The sequence below is a fragment of the Nocardia sp. NPDC050408 genome, assembly GCF_044458905.1.
In the GTDB taxonomy this organism is placed as follows: Bacteria; Actinomycetota; Actinomycetes; order Mycobacteriales; family Mycobacteriaceae; genus Nocardia.
The window spans coordinates 1-17948 of record NZ_JBITIL010000021.1 but is presented as its reverse complement, the minus strand read 5'-3'; the positions used below and the strand labels follow the sequence as shown (position 1 = coordinate 17948).

The window sequence follows — 17948 nt, the reverse complement described above, 5'->3', positions numbered from 1 at the left end:
GATGGGGACACCCGCAGTGAATGCTCAACCGCCCGCGGTACCGATGCTGACGGTATTGGGTGAAACCATCGCCGCGGCGCGCGCCGCGGGTCGCAATGATCTGGTCGGTCGCCTGGAAATGGCGGCCGACCGGGTCCGCGATCCGCGTCGCCGCATCGTGATCGTCGGACACCTCGGTCAGGGCAAGAGCTGCTTCGTCAATGCCCTGTTGAATCTCGAGATCTGCCCGGTCGGCGATGACGCGACTACCGCGGTCCCCACCTTGCTCTCGCACGGCCCCGAACCGTATGCCGAACTGGTGCTGGCCGGTCCGAGCGGAACCGAGGAGGCGCGCGTTCCGGTACCGGTCGACGAGATCGGCATGATCACCGTCCACACACCGCAGGCCCACGGTCGTCGGGTGCTGCGCATCGAGATCCAACTTCCGAATCCGCTCCTCGCCGACGGCATAGTCCTGGTGGACACCCCCGGCGTTGGCGGACACGGAAGTGGTTATGCGGCAGGCGTACTCGGCCTGGTCGCGACCGCTGACGCGGTTCTGGTGCTTTCGGATGCCTCCACCGAACTCACCGAACCGGAGCTGACCTTCCTCCGGCAGGTCCGCGAACTGTGCCCGACCACCGCATTGCTGCTCACCAAGATCGACCTGTATCCGCATTGGCGCCAAGTGCACGAGGCAGATCAGGGTCATCTGGGCCGAGCCCGGGTCGAGGTGCCGATCATCCCGGTTTCCGCGGTACTGCGCAGGCACGCGATGCTGCTGCAGGACCAGCAGCTCGGCGTCGAATCGGGCTTCGGTGTGCTGTACCAGTTCCTGCGTGAACAGGTGGTGGCCCGCGACCAAGCCGCGACCCTGGTCGCGGTGGCGCACGACATCCAGTCGGCCGCAGAGCATTTGGCGCTCGCGCTCGGCAGTGAACTGGTCGCGCTGCGCGATCCCCGCCAGGGCGCGATGGCGGTGCGCGAGCTGCAGTTGGCGAAGACCACCGCCGAGGATCTGCATCGGCGCACCTCGGCCTGGCAGTTGACCCTCTCCGACGGCATCACCGACCTGGCCGGCGATGTCGATCACGATCTGCGCGAGCGTCTGCGCGAGATCGCCAGAACGGGTGAGGAATGGATCGATGAGCACGATCCGGGCCGCCATTGGGACCGGATTGCCGAATGGCTCACCGGCGATATCGACACCGCGCTGGGCGACAACCTGTTGTGGACGCATACCCGCGCCGTGGAACTCGCCGAGCGGGTCGCCGAGCATTTCACCGAGATCGGCATGGTCGAACTGCCGGATGTCAGCTCCGGCCTGCACACTGAGGACAGCCGCGCGGGCGGGGGCACCCTCGCCGATCTGGAGCCCGATATCGGCTTCGGCAGCAAGATTCTGATCGGCATGCGCGGCTCATACGGTGGCGTGTTGATGGTCGGGCTCGCGACCACCTTCGCTGGGTTGGCGATGCTCAATCCGATCTCGATCGGTGCCGGTGTCCTGGTGGGCGGCAAGGCTTTCCGCGATGACAAGCAGGCCAGACTGGCCCGCCGCCGCAACGAGGCCAAGGTCGCCATCCGGCGTTTCATCGACGACGTCGCTTTCCAGGCGGGCAAGGAATCCAAGGACCGCCTGCACCGCATCCATCGGGCGTTGCGCGATCACTACACCGGTGTCGCCGAACGCAGCCTGCGCTCCATCGACGATTCGCTGCGGGCCGCGCAGGAGGCGGCGAATATGGAAACGGCCCGCCGCACCGAGCGCTGCGCGGTGCTCGACCGGCAACTGCACATGGTCGCCGAGCTGCGACGCTATGCGGATGCTATGCAACCGGCCATCGCCGCGCCGCGGAAAGGGGCCGCCGGTACGGTAACCCCGTGAGAAGAGACGTGACCCGGCATGATGTTCGGCGTTCGCCCGGCATTGTCGCCGAGGCGCATCAGCTGGTCGCCGCGGCCAGACAGGCATTTCCCCGTGAGCCGCGACCGCGTGCGCTGTTGGCCGACTGTGCGCGCCGCCTGGATCAGCCGCTGCGAGTGGCGCTGGCGGGTTCGTTGAAGGCGGGCAAGTCGACCTTGCTCAACTCCCTGGTCGGTCAGGATATCGCTCCGACCGACGCGACCGAATGCACGCGCGTGGTCACCTGGTACCGCAACGGCTCGACCCCGAGCGTCACGGCTTATGCACCCGACGGCTCGACGGCGAATGTGGTGGTGCGCCGCGGCAGCGGCACGCACGGGCTCACCTTCGATCTGGAACGACTGAACTGGAATGCGCCGGGACCGCGCGAGGTCGACCATCTCGAGGTCGAGTGGCCCGCCGCCGCACTGGCGAACACCACCATCATCGACACCCCGGGGACATCGTCGCTGTCGCGGGAGGTGTCACTGCGCACCGCGCGACTGCTTACCCCCGGTGATGCCGACGGCGAGCACGGCGCGGCGGCCGTATCGGCTCCGGGCGCGGACGCCGTGGTCTATCTGCTGCGTCGGCTCGATGATGCCGATGTCCGGTTCCTCGAACAGGTCGGTGCCGGAACTGCTGGCGCGCAGGGCATTTCGGGTCCGCTGGGGGTTATCGGTGTGGTCTCGCGTGCCGACGAGATCGGCGCGGGCCGGATCGATGCCCTGCACTCCGCCCGCGACGTCGCAGCACGTTTCGCTGGTGAGTTGGAGCGAACGGGACTGTGTCAGGCGGTAATTCCGGTCGCCGGTCTGCTCGCATTCGCCGCGGCAACGCTGCGTCAGCAGGAATTCACTGCCTTCGAGGCGCTGGCCCGGGTCCCGGTCGAGGAGTTGAGCGCCGCTTTGCTCTCGGCAGATCGTTTCGCGCGCGCTGATATTCCACTCCCGGTCCCGCCCGAACTCCGCGCCCAGCTCGCGGCACGTTTCGGCCTCTTCGGAATTCGCATGGCGGTCACACTGATCCGCCTCGGCGTGCGCGACTCCGCCGCGCTGGCAGCGGAATTGACCAACCGCAGCGGCGTGGACGAACTCCGCTCGGTCCTCGACGTCCAATTCGGCCAGCGCGCCGATCAACTCAAGGCTCACTCGGCCCTCACCGCCCTGGCGCGTGTGCTCACCGCATACCCTGGCACCTCCGCCGATCAGCTGCTACCCAGAGTTCGCACCCTGCTCGCCGACGTGCACGGTTTCGCCGAGCTCCGCCTGCTCGGTCGCCTGCGCACCGATGAATTGGCCCTGCCCGCAGCGGATCTCGCCGAACTGCACCGCCTGATCGGCGGCTCCGGCGTCGCCCCGCATCTGCGACTCGGCTTGCCCTTCGGCACCGACCCCGCAGTCCAGCGTTCCCAGGCCATGGCCGCCGTGCGCAAATGGCGTGCCCGTGCCCGCCACCCGCTTGCCGATCAGTTCACCACAACCGCCTGCCTCACCGCAGCTCGCAGCGCCGAAGGAACTTTGAGCCTGCTGCCGGAATAGTCCCGCACCGAGCTGAGTCGAATGGCGGTTAAGTTCATCGAGGCGAGTCGAATGGTCGCTCCCGCAGCCACCATTTCAGCTGGTGATTCGGCGCAAGGCGGCAGCCAGGTCCTTTCCGGACGGCGCGTGGTCCGGATCGATCAGCACCTGGGCGGCAAGCCCCGTCAGTAGCGCCTGGTAGAGGGACCCGATTGCGCGCCCGCCGCTGGTATCGGATTCAGCGATGCCCTCGAAGAGCCGGGCCAACCCACGGCGAGCTTCGTCGAGACTTGCCGCCAACTGTTCGCGGGTCGCCTCGTCCTGACCCGATTGGGTAAGGATGTCGAAGGTCGCCGACCAGAGGCCGCGGTGCTCGGCAATCGATTCGAGCACCGCCGTCCAGTTCGCTTCGAAACATTGCAGCGCAGTCGAAGGGCGCGGACTTGTCGCTGGTCGGTGCATACATTCTGGCCGGTGAACTCGCCGCCGCGGGTGGTGATCACACCATCGCCTTCGCCCGCTACCGCGCGGAAATGCTCCCGATGGTGCGGGCCTGTCAGACCTTCGCCGAGGGCGTCGGCAAGTGGTATGCGCCGCCGAGTAATTCGATGATCCGCATGCGCAATCTCAATGTCCGCCTGCTGCCGTATCTGCCGTGGCGGGGACTGATCGGCGGTGCGCCGCAGAAGGTCGCCCGCACGGTCGTCGCCAAGGATTACGCGGTGTAGTCCCGGGTGTGGACCCGCGACCCATGGGTACGCCCCGGATATCCGAACCCAGGAGCATGCGATGACTCAAAAAGATGTGGTGAACGCTTTGCTGGACCGGGCGGGCACGGGCTACGCGGCCGAGGCCGGTATCAATTTGGCCGATAAACCCGCTCCACTATTCCAACTCCTCATGCTCGCCGAATTGCTCAGCACCCGGATCTCCGCCGATATCGCCGTCGCGGCGGGCAAGGAGCTGGTGAGCAGCGGATATCGCACCCCGAAGCGGGTCGCGGACGCCGACTGGCAGGAACTGGTCGACGCACTGGGGCGCGCCCATTACAAGCGGTATGACGAAAGTACGGCATCGCGCTTGGGTGCGAACGCGTCGCGCGTGCTGGACCGCTACGGCGGCGATCTGCGCAAACTCGCCGACGAAGCCGAGCACGATCCGTCCCGTGCCGCCGAACTGCTGCAACAGTTCCAGGGCATCGGACCGACCGGCAGCGATATCTTCCTGCGTGAAGTCCAGGACGTATGGACCTGGGCCCGACCGCATTTCGACGAACGCGCGCTGAGCGGCGCCGAACGCGTCCGACTCCCGAAAGATCCGGACCGCCTGGCCGAACTCGCGCCGGAAAACCACACCGCCGATCTGGCCGCAGCGCTGGTCCGCGTCACATTGGACCGCCAGATCGCCGATGAGGTGCTCGCCGCGAGCTGAGGCTCAGGTGATCAGCATCCGCACCCGGAGACCGGCCGCGGCGATCATATTGACCAGCGCGTCCAGGCTGAACAGCTGCGTTCGGCCGCCCAGCAGGTCGGAGATCCGCGCGGTGGTGACGTCTAGGTGCTCGGCGGCGGCCTCCGGACTCCAGCCTTCGGCCGCGATCCGGTCGGTCAGTTCGAATATCAACTGCGACCGCAGCCGCATATTCTCGACGTCACCCCGGATGTCATCGATCGCATCCCACACGATGTCGAAGATCTTCTCGGCCATGCTTAGCCCACCTTCTCGAGCTGTTCGAGGACGTATGCGCGCTGCTGGTGTACAAGTGGAGAGACCGTGCCCATCGTCGCAGCAGGTGCGGCCAAACGGCGGCAACTCCGCCGAACCCGCGTATTTCCGGACCCGGCGAAGGAAGGTCGTGAGGTGATGTCGGACCGCGACGCGAAACCATTCGCCCAGGTGAGACTGGCCGCGGGAGCGCTATTCGTGCGCAGCGAGGACGTGCTGCTGGTCCATCCGGACGATCGGGGCGCTTGGGACATTCCGGGCGGCATTGTCGCGCGGGGCGAATCACCGGCAGCGGCCTGTCGTCGCGCGATCCGCGAAGAACTCGGCCTCGACCGCCCGCCGTGCCGATTGCTCGTGCACGACTGGGAGCAGAAACCCGCCGGCGACAAAATCCGCTACATCTTCGACTGCGGCGAACTCGGCGACGAATCGGTCATCCAACTGCGGGCGAAACTGGACCGCTGGCAGTGGGTCCGCGTCGACACCGTGGACACCTTCGCCGGACCCGAGCCGTCGCGCCGCATCTGGCAGGCCTTCCGTGCCCGGATGGAGGGCCACGCCGCCTACCTCGAACACGGCGCACCCGCGCTCAGCTACCCGGACACCGCCACGCCCTCGTGGCTCGATCGGCAGCCTGACCGCGACCGCCACCTCGGCTGAGCTTCAGGGCGTCGTCGCGGTACTGGCCGGGTCGATCAGGATCTTCGAGTGCTGTTCCGGATCGGCCAGCGCGCTGAACGCATTATCGATACCATCCAGCCCGACGGTGCCGGTGATCAAGCGAGCCGGGTCGACCTTCCCGTCGGCGATCATATGCAGCGCGTCGCGGAATTCACCGGGGTCGTAGCCGAAGGCGAAGCGGAGTTCGATCTCCTTGTTGATGGCCATCGCCGGTTGGAAGCGGTCGGTCTCCATGCAGACGCCGACCACGACCACGCGCGACAGCGGCGGCGCGGCCATCAGGATCTGATCGATAATGCCCGGCACACCAACGCATTCGAAGATTGCCGGGCCCGCCGGACCCGCATTGAGCGAATGCGCCAGCCGGAAGACGTACCACCACGGCAGATTCGGGACGCGGCGCAGCCGTTCCATGGTGTCGAAACCGAGGCTGAGAATGTCGGTGACACCATTGATCCGCCCGCGCTTCGGCGCTGCTGCCCAAGGGGATTCGGTCGCGGGATCGACGACGATATCGGCGCCGCAGCCGACGGCGAGTTCGCGGCGACGTGGTGAGAAGTCACTGGCGACAACGGTGCGCACGCCAGCCGCCTTCAGCATGCTTATAACGGCCAAACCGATAGGGCCGCAGCCGATTACGAAAGCCGTCTGCCCCTTGCCGACCCGCCCCTTGCGCACCGCGTGCCAGGCGACGGCCATCGGCTCGGTGAGTGCGGCATGTTCGGCCGAAACTCCGTTGGGGATCGGCATTGTCATGGACTCTTGCACCACCACCTGCTCGGCATATGCACCTGGCGCGGCCGTCGAGAGCCCGGTCAGCTGCGGTGCACCGTCGTGGCGCACGATCGGCAGTGCCACCACGGGCGTGCCCGTCCGCCAGCGTTTGCGGCAGCCCGGCCCGTAATCGACTATCTCGCCGCTGAATTCATGTCCGAGCACCACACTCTGCTCCGCGCGCATGAATTGGTCGTATCCGGTGCGTGCGGCCAATTCGGCCATCTCGTCGGCATGGGCGCGAGCATGCAGGTCGGACCCGCAAATGCCACATCGCGACACATTGATCAGCACCTGCCCACGCCCGGGCGTCGGTGTCGGCAACTCCTCCACCGAAAACTTGGTATTGGTGACGACGGCGGCCCTCATTGACGAACTCCTCGGATCGGCGGCGCGCGGTGGGCTCGAAGCTTCCCTTTGCCGCCACCCTACTGCCGCGTTCGTCGAATCCAGCGAAAATCGCACGTCTGGATCAGACAGTTGCCTGTGCGAGTGCCTCGGCTTCGCGGCATGTGGAAGGGGGGCTCAGGGGGTCGGGTGACGTCGGCACGGGATGGCGGCTCCCCGGGGACGGGGGAGCCGCCATCCCGCTACTACTGACGCTCCAGCATCGCAATGACCACTTCGTTCAGGTATTCCTCGATACCGCGCCCGCCGCGCTCGGCCTCGTGCACGGTGATGTGCTGGTCGGCGGCCTTCTGCTTCAGTGCCGCACGCGAATCCGGTTCCACGCCGCCGCCGATGATCAGATCGGTGATCTCGCCGGTATCGAGTACCCGAAACGCTTCGGCGTCGGCGACGACACCCACGGCTGCAAAACCATTGGCGCGCAACAACTTGGTCGCGGTGTCCACAATCTCCGGGCGACGGCCGATAGCAAGTACTTTCAACTCAGACTCCCGTCGGTACCAGTTCCAGAGGATCGTCGATTTCGTGCTGCTCGAGCCGTGCACTCCTGGGGAGTACGAGGAAGCCGAGGCACATGATGGCCAGCAGGCCGATCCCGTACCACAGCGTGTAGCGGAAGGTGTTGGCGAAATTCACCGCATTGGCCCGTTCGCCCGCATCGGTGAGCACCTGTGTCACAGCGTAATTGGCCGCATCGGAGCTCTGGCAACTGTCCGGGACGGCCGTAGGATCGATCTGCGCCGACCGATCACGAACGCAGGCAACGAAATTCGCGATGATCTGGTCCTGTACCGGTTCCGGAAGACCGATCGTCGAGAGTTCGGTGCGCACCTGCGGCGTGACCGCCTCGACCCCGCGTGCCGAATCATGGTCCAGCTGACCGAAGAACACCACGCCGACCAATGCGACACCGAGCGCGGTGCCGAGCTGCTGACCGGTATTGAGCAGCCCGGACGCCGCCCCCGCCTCACGCGCGGGCACCTGACCGAGCAGCAGGTCGATGGTCGGTGCGACCACCATGCCGAATCCGGCACCTGTGATGATCAGTGGAATCACCATCTGCCACGACGCGATCGACGCACCGTAATGCGCGGCCAGCCATCCGTACAGCGCGAATCCACCGGCATTCACCACACCACCGGCGACCAGCACGATCCGCCCGAACCGCGGCGCGAGCACGCTCACCGAAACTCCGGCCCCGATGCCTGCGCCGACCGCGAAGAAGACCGCCGTGAGCCCGGCCCGCATCGCCGACCAGCCCAGCCCGGCCTGCATGAACAGCGTCCAGATCAGGAAGAACCCGCCGAGCCCGATCCAGAACAGTAGCCAACTAGCGAGGCCGACGGTGAACGGACGGGACCGGAACAGCTCCAGATCGATCAGCGGTGATCCGACGGTCCGCGCCCGCCGTCGCTCGAAGGCGACGAATGCGCCGAAGATGACCGCGGTGCTCGCCATCATGATGAAAGTCCATGCGGGCCAACCCAATCGGCGGCCCTCGGTGAGCGGATAGGCCAGCAGGAGTACCGCGGAGATCGCCAGCACCATGCCGATGGGATCCAGTCGCGGTGCGGCCGCCGAGCGCGAATCCCGCATGACGATGGTCGCGGCGATGAGCGCCGCGATCCCGACCGGCACATTGACCAGGAAGATCGGTCGCCAGTCCAGATCGAACAGATTCCATTGCACCAGCAGTCCGCCGAGTGACAGTCCGACCGCCGAGGCCGAGCCGCCGACTCCGCTGTAGATGGCGATGGCCTTGGCGCGTTCCTGCTGCGGGAAGGTGGCACGGATGATGGCGAGGATCTGCGGAACCATCAGCGCCGCCATCGCGCCTTGGACGAACCGGGAGGTGATCAGCATGGTCGGGTCCGAGCTGAAGCCGCAGGCGGCCGAGGCCAGCGTGAATCCGGTCATGCCGATCAGGAAGATGCGCTTGCGGCCGTAGATATCGCCGAGCCGTCCGCCGGTGATCAGTACCGCGGCGAAGGCGAGCACGTAGGCCGAGATGATCCATTCGATCTGCGAATACTGGGCGCCCAGATCGGTCTGAATGCTCGGCACCGCGACATTGACGATGGTGACGTCGAGCAGATCCATGAAGCCCGCGGCGAGCACGACCGCGAAGGCGATCCAGCGGCGCGGGTCGAGTTGTGGGGGCGCATCCGCGCCTGGGGAAATGTCGGTATCCACGAGCAGGCTCTTTTCGAATCGGTGGAGTAGGGCGACACCTCAAACTATGCACATGAAGTGATTATCAATCAAGTGTGCAATCACTAAGCGTGCATTGACCGCGGTATGCTCGATGTGTGACCGATCCGACCTTCGTGCCGCTGTCCGAGCACCCTGCCTTCCTGTTCGGCCAGCTCGGATTCCATGTCGCTCAGCGCTTCGCCGACCTGCTCGCTCCGCTGGGCATCAGTCCGCGCCACTACGGCACGCTGCGGATCTTGCGTGCCAATGACGGCCAATCGCAGCAACAGTTGTGCGAGGCGCAGCGGATCCATCGCAATGTGATGGTCGGGCTGGTGGACGAACTGGAGAAGCGCGGACTCGTCGAGCGGCGCAAACATCCGACGGACCGGCGCGCGCACGCCGTCTACCTACTGCCCGCGGCGCATGAGCTACTCACCCGGGCCGAGGAGATCGTGACCGGATTGAATGCGGACATCACGGCTGCGCTCGATCCGGACGAGCGCGCCACCCTGGTCGACCTACTGCAGCGCACCGCGGCGGCGAACGGACTGATCCCCGGCATCCATCCGGGCTTGGCCCGCCAAGCGGACAAGTGCTGAGCTCAGATCAGCACGCCGGGATTGAGGATTCCGGCCGGATCCAGCGCGGATTTGGCGGCCCGCAGCGCATTCGCGAACGGGTCGGGACGCTGGCGGTCGTACCAGGGTCGGTGGTCCCGGCCCACCGCGTGATGGTGCGTGATGGTCCCGCCCGCGGCCGAGAGTGCCTCGGAGACAGCCGCTTTGATGTCATCCCACTGCGCTAGCGTGTTGCCCCAGCGACCGGCGGCGTAGATGCCGAAATAAGGTGCCGGACCGTCCGGATACACATGGGTGAAGCGGCAGGTCACCACGCCGGTAGCGCCGACTGATCGGATAGCCGCGTTCGCGGCCTCGGTCACCGCTGTCTTCAGATTGTCGAATTTGTCCCAGGTGCAGGCGGTTTCGAAGGTTTCGGCGATCATCGACTGGGCGGCGAGGGCATCGCGCTGATAGGGCATCCGCAAGAACGACGAACGCCAGGTGTCGGCCGCGCCCGAACCTCCTCGGTGCTCGGTGGATTCGGTGTAGCGTGCGGGTTCGGGAAGGGTGCCGCCGTGGTCGGCGACCAGCTCGAGTGCGCGTTCCAGCCAGGTGCGCGTCGGATGATCGGCGGATTCGAATCCGAGTACCAGCACGCCGCCGCTCGTCGCGGCACCGGCATTGAGAAATGCCTCGGCCGGATCGAGCAGCCGGCAGTTGGTCGGGTACAGGCCGGATTGGGCGATGGCCCTGGTCGCGGCTACCGCTTGGGCGTATTCGTCGAAGTGCGCGGAAGCCGTTGCGCGCCAACGTGGCCGGTCCTGTAAGCGCATCCACGCCTCGGTGATTATTCCGAGTGTCCCCTCGGATCCGAGGAACATCCGGTCCGGCGACGGCCCCGCCCCCGAACCGGGCAGCCGCCTCGATTCGCTTGTGCCCGTTGGCGTCACCACCCGCATCGACTCGACCAGATCATCGATATGGGTGTACAGCGTCGCGAAATGTCCACCGGCCCTGGTGGCCAGCCAGCCGCCGAGCGTGGAGAATTCGAACGACTGCGGAAAATGCCGCAGCGTCAGATTCGCGCCGCGCAGTTGATCCTCCAGCGCCGGACCGAGGACTCCGGCCTGAATTCGCGCCGCTCGGCTGGTGCGATCGATCTCGAGCACCCGATCGAGACGGCCGAGGTCCAGACTGATCGCCCCCGCGAATTCGTCTGGCCCGGCAGCGCTCGGCCCAGCGGATGCGGCTCGGCTGGGCAATCTCGGCTCGACCCCGCCCACCACGGAAGTGCCACCACCGAATGGGATTACCGCGATATTCGCCCCGGCCGCCCAGTCGAGCACATCGACGATCTCGCTTTCCGTGCGCGGCCGAACGACCAGATCCGGCGCATTGCGCACCTCGCCGAGCAGATTGCGCACCACATCGCGAAATGCCTGACCGTGCGCGTGCGCGGCTCGATCGGCCGGATCCGCCGACACCGACTCGGCGAGCGAATCCGGCGCGGTCACTCGTGGTTCGGGAAGCCCGAGCGATTCGATCGACGGCGGTTCGTGTGGTGTGAGATCCGCACCGGGCAGCATCGCCGCGACCCGCGCGGTCAGCGCCGTCAGCTCCGCGCCGACGACCGCATCCTCGACATTCCCCCAGCCCCACCACGACCGCGTCTTCGTCGACACTTCCACTCCTCTCGGGGGATCGACGGCGATCGGCACCACCGTCGCCGCCATCCTCGTGGACCGCCGGATGCACGGGCAACCTGCACGGGGCGGATCCAGCGACTGTTGATCAGAAGTGGTCAACCGGCTCGCGCTCTCGGGCCTGACGAGAATGGCGGGCGACACCCCGTTCTCCCCGAATCGGGAATAGACCGCGTGGGCCGTCGGTTGAGCTGTTCGACAACATTGAGTGTGATCGGCTCAAGTTTCAGTTGACGCCCGGTGTCGAATGGGTGCAGGATTGAGCCGACCACGCTCAGCGTTGCTGGGACCGTGCTCCGTGAGGTGCTTGGGGCGAGGTCTCGTGGCACCCGACTCGGTTGTCCCGAGCGGATGTCGCAGAGCGGGTAGAGCGCCCGAAAACCGCGAATACCCAGCACCGACACAAGTAGTTACACCAACTAGGAGGAACCACCATGGCTCGTGCGGTCGGAATCGACCTCGGGACCACGAACTCGGTCGTCGCCGTTCTCGAAGGCGGCGAGCCGGTCGTCGTCGCGAACTCTGAAGGCTCGCGCACCACCCCATCGATCGTCGCGTTCGCCAAGAACGGAGAGGTTCTGACGGGTCAGCCCGCCAAGAACCAGGCGGTCACCAACGTCGACCGCACCATCCGCTCGGTCAAGCGCCACATCGGCACCGATTGGTCGGTGGCCATCGACGACAAGAAGTACACCGCGCAGGAGATCAGCGCGCGCGTGCTGATGAAGCTGAAGCGTGACGCCGAGTCCTACCTGGGCGAGGAGATCACCGACGCGGTCATCACCGTGCCCGCGTACTTCGAGGACTCGCAGCGCCAGGCCACCAAGGAGGCCGGTCAGATCGCCGGTCTGAACGTGCTGCGCATCGTCAACGAGCCCACCGCGGCCGCACTCGCGTACGGCCTGGACAAGGGCGACAAGGAACAGACCATCCTGGTCTTCGACCTCGGTGGCGGCACCTTCGACGTCTCGCTGCTGGAAATCGGCGAGGGCGTCGTCGAGGTCCGCGCCACCTCCGGTGACAACCACCTCGGTGGTGACGACTGGGACGAGCGCGTCGTGAGCTGGCTGGTCGACAAGTTCAAGGCCAGTGCGGGCATCGACCTGACCAAGGACAAGATGGCCATGCAGCGCCTGCGTGAGGCGGCTGAGAAGGCCAAGATCGAGCTGAGCTCCTCGCAGAGCACCTCGATCAACCTGCCCTACATCACCGTCGACGCCGACAAGAACCCGCTGTTCCTCGACGAGCAGCTGACCCGCGCCGAATTCCAGAAGATCACCTCGGACCTGCTCGACCGCACTCGCGCGCCGTTCCAGTCCGTGATCAAGGACGCGGGTATCAATGTCGCCGATATCGACCACGTCGTGCTCGTCGGTGGCTCGACCCGTATGCCCGCCGTCTCGGACCTGGTCCGCGAGCTGACCGGCGGCAAGGAGCCCAACAAGGGCGTGAACCCGGACGAGGTCGTCGCCGTCGGCGCCGCCCTGCAGGCCGGTGTGCTCAAGGGTGAGGTCAAGGACGTCCTGCTGCTCGATGTCACCCCGCTGTCGCTGGGTATCGAGACCAAGGGCGGCGTGATGACCAAGCTCATCGAGCGCAACACCACCATCCCGACCAAGCGCTCGGAGACCTTCACCACCGCCGATGACAACCAGCCATCGGTGCAGATCCAGGTGTTCCAGGGTGAGCGCGAGATCGCCTCGCACAACAAGCTGCTCGGCTCCTTCGAGCTGACCGGCATTCCGCCGGCCCCGCGCGGTGTGCCGCAGATCGAGGTCACCTTCGATATCGACGCCAACGGCATCGTGCACGTGACCGCGAAGGACAAGGGCACCGGCAAGGAGAACACGATCAAGATCCAGGACGGCTCCGGCCTGTCCAAGGAGGAGATCGACCGGATGGTCAAGGATGCCGAGGCGCACGCCGCCGAGGACAAGGCCCGCCGTGAGGAGGCCGAGACCCGCAACCAGGCCGAGTCGCTGGTGCACCAGACCGAGAAGTTCATCAAGGACAACGAGGACAAGGTCCCCGCGGACGTCAAGACCAAGGTCGAGGCGGCCATCTCCGAGGCCAACGAGGCGCTCAAGGGCACCGATATCGCGGCCGTGAAGTCCGCGGTGGAGAAGCTCGCGACCGAATCGCAGGCGTTGGGTCAGGCGATCTACGAGGCATCGGCCGCCGAGCAGGCCGCGTCCGGCAATGGCGCGGCGAGCTCCGCCAACGATGACCAGGTCGTGGATGCCGAGGTCGTGGACGAGCCGGTCGACACGGAGAAGAAGTGAGCGAGGGAAACTCCGAACAGGAGCCGATCACCTTCGTCGACAACCGCAAGATCGATCCGCAGGAGCGGAGCCAGCGGAGCGACCAGACGGCTCAGGCCGGTGAAATCCGGGAACCGGCGGCAGAACAGTCCGCCGCCGGGCCCGGTCCCGAAGCCGGGAACGGCACCGAACCCATCATCGGTTCCGATGGGGGCGCCGAGATCCTGGCCGAGGCCATCACCAAGGAGCTGGCCGAGCGCACCGCCGACTTGCAGCGGCTGACCGCCGAATACGCCAACTACCGGCGTCGGGTCGAGCGGGACCGGCAGGCCACCATCGATTCCGCCAAGGCGGCCGTGGTCTCCGATTTGCTCGGCGTACTCGACGATCTCGATCGTGCGCGGGCGCACGGCGATCTCGATACCGGACCGCTCAAGTCGGTCGCGGATAAGCTCGCCGACGCGCTGCACAAGCAGGGTCTGCAGGAGTTCGGTACGGAGGGTGAGCCTTTCGACCCGACCCTGCACGAGGCCGTGCAGCACGAGGGCTCCGGCCACGATCCGGTGATCGGCCTTGTCATGCGCAAGGGCTATCGGTTCGGCGATCGAGTGCTTCGGCACGCGCTGGTCGGGGTAACCGATGGCGTGGCCGATCTGGTCGAAGAAGAGGCATCGGATGCTGATGCCAATGCGAACAACCAATAAGAACCCGAGAGGAGGAGATGCCCGGTGAGCCAACGGGAGTGGATCGAAAAGGACTTCTACAAGGAACTGGGTGTCTCCTCCAGCGCCTCACAGGACGAGATCAAGAAGGCGTACCGCAAGCTCGCACGTGACCTGCATCCGGATGCCAATCCCGGCGATACCAAGGCCGAGGAGCGGTTCAAAACCGTCAGCGAGGCGCATGCCGTGCTGTCGGATCCGGCCAAGCGCAAGGAATACGACGAGACCCGAAAGCTGTTCGCCGGTGGCGGATACGGGCGTGGTGGTTTCACTCCCGGTGCGGGCGGCGGCTTCTCGCAGGACTTCAACATCGGCGACATCTTCGGTCAGGCGAATGCCGGCGACGGTGGCCTCGGTGACCTGCTCGGCGGCCTGTTCAACCGGGGCGGCACGCGCACCGCGAGCCGCCCGCGCCGCGGCGCCGATGTGGAGACCGAGACGACCCTCGGCTTCCGCGAGGCAGCGCAAGGTGTCACGGTTCCGCTGCGGATGACCAGTCCGTCGCCGTGTACGACCTGTCACGGCAGCGGCGCCAAGCCGGGGACAAGTCCACGAGTCTGCCCCGTCTGCAATGGAAACGGCGTGATCAGCCGCAACCAGGGCGCGTTCGGCTTCAGCGAGCCGTGCGACGAATGCCGTGGTACCGGTTCGATCATCGATGATCCGTGCGTCGACTGTCACGGCAGCGGCATCCAGAATCGGACCCGCACCATTACGGTGCGGATTCCCCCGGGTGTCAGCGATGGGCAGAAGATCCGGCTGGCCGGACAGGGCGAGGCCGGACTGCGTGGTGCGCCCTCGGGTGATCTCTATGTCACCGTGCACGTCAGCCAGGACAAGGTCTTCGGCCGCAACGGCGACGATCTGACCCTGGTGCTGCCGGTCAGTTACAGTGAATTGGTGTTGGGCACAACGGTTTCCGTGCCCACGCTGGAAGGGCGCGTCGGCGTCAAGGTGCCTGCGGGCACCGCGGACGGTCGCATCCTGCGGGTGCGCGGACGTGGCGTGCCCAAGCGCGGTCCCGGCGGCGGGGCGGGTGATCTGCTCGTCACCGTCAAGGTGGCCGTGCCGCAGAAGCTGGACGACAATGCCGCCGAGGCGCTCAAGCGCTATGCGGAGGCGGAGAAGACCAGTGGGTTCGATCCACGTGCGGGATGGGCAGGTGCGTGATGTCCGATAATCCGAAGCAGGCAGCCAGTGGGGCGTCGCGGGCGGAGTTCTTCATGATCTCAGTGGCGGCCCAGTTGGCGGGAATGCACGCGCAGACACTGCGTACGTATGACCGTCTCGGACTGGTTACACCGCAACGGACTTCGGGTGGCGGTCGACGTTATTCGGCACGGGACGTCGAACTGCTCCGCGAGGTGCAGCGGCTATCCCAGGATGAGGGCGTCAACCTGGCGGGCATCAAGCGCATCATCGAACTCACCAATCAGGTCGAGGAACTGCAACAGCGCGTCGCCGAGATGTCGGCCGAGCTGGACCGGCTGCGTGCGGGGTATCGCCCCGATCTAACGCCGCCGCAACGCAGTACCGCACTGGTGGTGTGGAAGCCGCGCAATAGGCGCTGATAAGCGCGAAAGGCTCCGGGAATCGGTTTCCGCCGACCCCGGAGCCTTTGTCATTCGCGCGGATAAGTAAATTTCCTTTGCGCATATCGGGTCGAGGCCTCGAATAACTGCCGGCAGTGCTCGAGCAAACTCCGGACTCGGGATTCGTTACCCGACAATCGGTTCGGCAGCCGATGGGTTCGGCACGCGGTTCGAGAGGATTGCTGGTGATGTGCCGAGCTGTGAAGTTTGCTGTGGCCCTTGATTCAGCAAACTATGTGCCGGATCCGCTCGTCGATTCCGTCGGTCGCCGGGTCGGCGGGCGCTCGCGGTTTGCCTGAGCCGGATGGGCGCACCCGTATCGCGGGTTGCCGCGCGATCGCTCCAAGACCCCGACTGGGATGAAATTTGCAAACCGGGCCTTCCGAATTCGGTGGTTATATGACGGATTTCGCCGTCGTGTTCGTTCTTTCGGTTTGTTTTCAAGGGTTTTCGTGGTGCGGAGCCTCGTTTCGAGGGAATTACATGCGTGATGTTTATGCGACTGATTCCGTAGCTGGCAAACCTCGCATACACTCGTTCGCATCGGCTGCTGTCGAGTGTCCCGCAGCACCTCACTCGCCGGCACAGGTTTGTGTTCGAGTGCAAAAGGGGTTGTGACACAAATGGATTCGCGGACCGTCGCATTGATAAGAACGACCTTCAAGGCGGTTGCTGCGGAGGAGGGGGGTTCGGCCAAGCTAGCCAGTTCGTTCTACGCGATCCTGTTCACGGACTATCCCGCCATCCGGGATTTCTTCCCCGCGGCGATGGATTCCCAGCGTGACAGATTGGTCAAAGCCATCTCCTATGCGTTGGATCGGCTGGAAGAGCCCAATGAGTTATTGCCATTCCTCGCCCAACTCGGGCGCGATCACCGCAAGTACGGGGTGCAGGCCGCGCATTACAACGCCGTGGCGACCTCGTTGAAGTCCGCGATGCGGATTTTCGCGGGCACCGAGATGTGGACCGACGAGGTCGACCGAGCCTGGGACGAGGGCCTGAAGATCATCGGCGACACCATGATCGGCGCGGCCGAACAGGAGTCGACGCCGCCGGTCTGGAGCGGGACCGTCGTCGAGCGACGCGAGGTGCTGCGCAATCTTGCCGTAGTACGGCTGCAATTGAATCAGCCGATGCAATACGCGGCGGGCCAGTACATCAGCGTGCAGATCCCGGCCCGGCCGCGCATGTGGCGCTATCTGTCCCCAGCGGTGCCCGCGAATGCGAACGGAGAGATCGAATTCCACATCCGCGGAGTGCTCGGCGGCTGGGTCAGCCCAGCCATCGTCGGCCACACCAATATCGGAGACCAGTGGCTGCTCGGCTCACCGCTCGGCGGACTCGGCATACCACGCAATGTGAAACGCAAAATGCTGATGGTCGGTTGCGGTACCGGCATCGCACCCCTGCGCGCCCAGCTCATGGCGATGGCACAGCGGCGCGTCAATCCGCGGGTGCACCTGTTCGTCGGCGGCCATCACCCCTGTGACCTCTACGATCTCGAGATCCTGAGCCACCTGGCCACCGCCAATAAATGGCTCACCGTCACGCCGGTCACCGAGAGCGATGAAAATCCATGGTGGTACCTGGATTCCGGCGAACCGGAGCACACCTGGCCAGGACTGGAAGCTCGGTTGACCGGTCAGATCGGCAAGGTCGTCGCGAGCTACAGTTCCTGGTCCGACCGGGATGTGCAGATAGTCGGATCACCCTCGATGGTGCAGACCACCAAGTTCCGACTCATGGCAGCAGGCACGCAAACCAAGAACATCCGTCACGATCCGCTGTTCTGAATTTTTGGCCGCGTGGCCGCGGCGTGTTCGCGGCCCCCTGGTGTCTCGCGTCCGAGCCGTCGAGACTCGCGACTTCGTCGCCAGCGCATCGAACGCGCGGACCCGAGACCGGCCCCCCACGGGTCGCC

The 17948-nt window shown here is 65.7% G+C and carries 17 protein-coding genes; 11 read left to right on the top strand and 6 right to left on the bottom strand.

The window, feature by feature from the left end:
- Window position 1 precedes the first annotated feature (1 nt).
- On the top strand, window positions 2-1867 hold the full coding sequence (locus tag ACIBJI_RS36255) for a dynamin family protein (RefSeq protein WP_364355918.1): 1866 nt from the start codon (window positions 2-4) through the stop codon (window positions 1865-1867).
- A complete protein-coding gene (locus ACIBJI_RS36250; protein ID WP_396959542.1) occupies window positions 1864-3426 on the top strand; it encodes a dynamin family protein in 1563 nt (520 codons plus the stop codon). Before ACIBJI_RS36255 ends, ACIBJI_RS36250 begins: the two co-directional genes overlap by 4 nt.
- Before the next feature lie 75 nt (window positions 3427-3501).
- Here the strand turns inward: ACIBJI_RS36250 and ACIBJI_RS36245 are convergent, their stop codons facing one another.
- Window positions 3502-3798, bottom strand: coding sequence for a TetR family transcriptional regulator C-terminal domain-containing protein (locus tag ACIBJI_RS36245; RefSeq protein ID WP_396959544.1), 297 nt, complete (start codon window positions 3796-3798; stop codon window positions 3502-3504).
- A gap of 50 nt (window positions 3799-3848) precedes the next feature.
- Between ACIBJI_RS36245 and ACIBJI_RS36240 the strand changes: the two genes are divergently transcribed.
- Window positions 3849-4133: a hypothetical protein gene (locus ACIBJI_RS36240; RefSeq protein WP_364355909.1), complete on the top strand. Its 285-nt coding sequence runs from the start codon at window positions 3849-3851 to the stop codon at window positions 4131-4133.
- Between the two features lie 61 nt (window positions 4134-4194).
- Window positions 4195-4836, top strand: a complete 642-nt coding sequence (locus ACIBJI_RS36235; RefSeq protein ID WP_396959547.1) for an endonuclease — start codon at window positions 4195-4197, stop codon at window positions 4834-4836.
- 3 nt (window positions 4837-4839) lie between these two features.
- Here the strand turns inward: ACIBJI_RS36235 and ACIBJI_RS36230 are convergent, their stop codons facing one another.
- Entirely contained in the window at window positions 4840-5112 is a 273-nt protein-coding gene (locus ACIBJI_RS36230) for an XRE family transcriptional regulator (protein ID WP_364355903.1), read from the bottom strand.
- A gap of 66 nt (window positions 5113-5178) precedes the next feature.
- Here ACIBJI_RS36230 and ACIBJI_RS36225 point away from each other — a divergent pair, with 66 nt between their 5' ends.
- Window positions 5179-5790 (top strand): NUDIX hydrolase, encoded by a 612-nt coding sequence (locus tag ACIBJI_RS36225; RefSeq protein ID WP_364355900.1) that lies wholly within the window; start codon window positions 5179-5181, stop codon window positions 5788-5790.
- A gap of 3 nt (window positions 5791-5793) precedes the next feature.
- Here the strand turns inward: ACIBJI_RS36225 and ACIBJI_RS36220 are convergent, their stop codons facing one another.
- From ACIBJI_RS36220 to ACIBJI_RS36210, 3 genes are all read right to left on the bottom strand, one after another.
- Window positions 5794-6954, bottom strand: coding sequence for a zinc-binding dehydrogenase (locus tag ACIBJI_RS36220; protein WP_397087798.1), 1161 nt, complete (start codon window positions 6952-6954; stop codon window positions 5794-5796).
- Between the two features lie 224 nt (window positions 6955-7178).
- Window positions 7179-7475, bottom strand: a complete 297-nt coding sequence (locus tag ACIBJI_RS36215; RefSeq protein ID WP_364355894.1) for a hypothetical protein — start codon at window positions 7473-7475, stop codon at window positions 7179-7181.
- Window position 7476: 1 nt separating this feature from the next.
- Complete coding sequence (locus ACIBJI_RS36210) at window positions 7477-9186, bottom strand: MFS transporter (protein WP_396959552.1); 1710 nt, start codon at window positions 9184-9186, stop codon at window positions 7477-7479.
- A gap of 116 nt (window positions 9187-9302) precedes the next feature.
- Between ACIBJI_RS36210 and ACIBJI_RS36205 the strand changes: the two genes are divergently transcribed.
- Complete coding sequence (locus tag ACIBJI_RS36205; RefSeq protein ID WP_364355888.1) at window positions 9303-9788, top strand: MarR family winged helix-turn-helix transcriptional regulator; 486 nt, start codon at window positions 9303-9305, stop codon at window positions 9786-9788.
- Window positions 9789-9790: 2 nt separating this feature from the next.
- Here ACIBJI_RS36205 and ACIBJI_RS36200 read toward each other — a convergent pair whose 3' ends face one another.
- Entirely contained in the window at window positions 9791-11482 is a 1692-nt protein-coding gene (locus ACIBJI_RS36200) for an FAD-binding oxidoreductase (protein WP_397087796.1), read from the bottom strand.
- Window positions 11483-11886: 404 nt separating this feature from the next.
- On the opposite strand from ACIBJI_RS36200, the gene dnaK reads away from it, so the two are divergent.
- From dnaK to ACIBJI_RS36175, 5 genes are all read left to right on the top strand, one after another.
- On the top strand, window positions 11887-13734 hold the full coding sequence (dnaK, locus tag ACIBJI_RS36195; RefSeq protein WP_364355882.1) for a molecular chaperone DnaK: 1848 nt from the start codon (window positions 11887-11889) through the stop codon (window positions 13732-13734).
- Window positions 13731-14417 carry a nucleotide exchange factor GrpE gene (gene grpE / locus ACIBJI_RS36190; protein ID WP_364355879.1) on the top strand — a complete coding sequence of 229 codons (687 nt, stop codon included), beginning with the start codon at window positions 13731-13733 and terminating at the stop codon, window positions 14415-14417. The genes dnaK and grpE overlap by 4 nt, the downstream gene beginning before the upstream one ends.
- A gap of 24 nt (window positions 14418-14441) precedes the next feature.
- Window positions 14442-15605: a molecular chaperone DnaJ gene (dnaJ, locus tag ACIBJI_RS36185; protein WP_330251834.1), complete on the top strand. Its 1164-nt coding sequence runs from the start codon at window positions 14442-14444 to the stop codon at window positions 15603-15605.
- On the top strand, window positions 15605-16006 hold the full coding sequence (locus tag ACIBJI_RS36180) for a heat shock protein transcriptional repressor HspR (RefSeq protein WP_364355873.1): 402 nt from the start codon (window positions 15605-15607) through the stop codon (window positions 16004-16006). Before dnaJ ends, ACIBJI_RS36180 begins: the two co-directional genes overlap by 1 nt.
- 644 nt (window positions 16007-16650) lie before the next feature.
- On the top strand, window positions 16651-17820 hold the full coding sequence (locus ACIBJI_RS36175; RefSeq protein ID WP_364355870.1) for an FAD-binding oxidoreductase: 1170 nt from the start codon (window positions 16651-16653) through the stop codon (window positions 17818-17820).
- Window positions 17821-17948 lie beyond the last annotated feature (128 nt).

Excerpts from the sequence above, each read along its gene's own strand:
- ACIBJI_RS36255 (WP_364355918.1), top strand. The coding sequence starts at position 2 with ATGGGGACACCCGCAGTGAATGCTCAACCGCCCGCGGTACCGATGCTG.
- ACIBJI_RS36235 (WP_396959547.1), top strand. The coding sequence starts at position 4,195 with ATGACTCAAAAAGATGTGGTGAACGCTTTGCTGGACCGGGCGGGCACG.
- ACIBJI_RS36230 (WP_364355903.1), bottom strand. The coding sequence starts at position 5,112 with ATGGCCGAGAAGATCTTCGACATCGTGTGGGATGCGATCGATGACATC.
- ACIBJI_RS36220 (WP_397087798.1), bottom strand. The coding sequence starts at position 6,954 with ATGAGGGCCGCCGTCGTCACCAATACCAAGTTTTCGGTGGAGGAGTTG.
- ACIBJI_RS36200 (WP_397087796.1), bottom strand. The coding sequence starts at position 11,482 with ATGGCGGCGACGGTGGTGCCGATCGCCGTCGATCCCCCGAGAGGAGTG.
- dnaK (WP_364355882.1), top strand. The coding sequence starts at position 11,887 with ATGGCTCGTGCGGTCGGAATCGACCTCGGGACCACGAACTCGGTCGTC.
- ACIBJI_RS36180 (WP_364355873.1), top strand. The coding sequence starts at position 15,605 with ATGTCCGATAATCCGAAGCAGGCAGCCAGTGGGGCGTCGCGGGCGGAG.
- ACIBJI_RS36175 (WP_364355870.1), top strand. The coding sequence starts at position 16,651 with ATGGATTCGCGGACCGTCGCATTGATAAGAACGACCTTCAAGGCGGTT.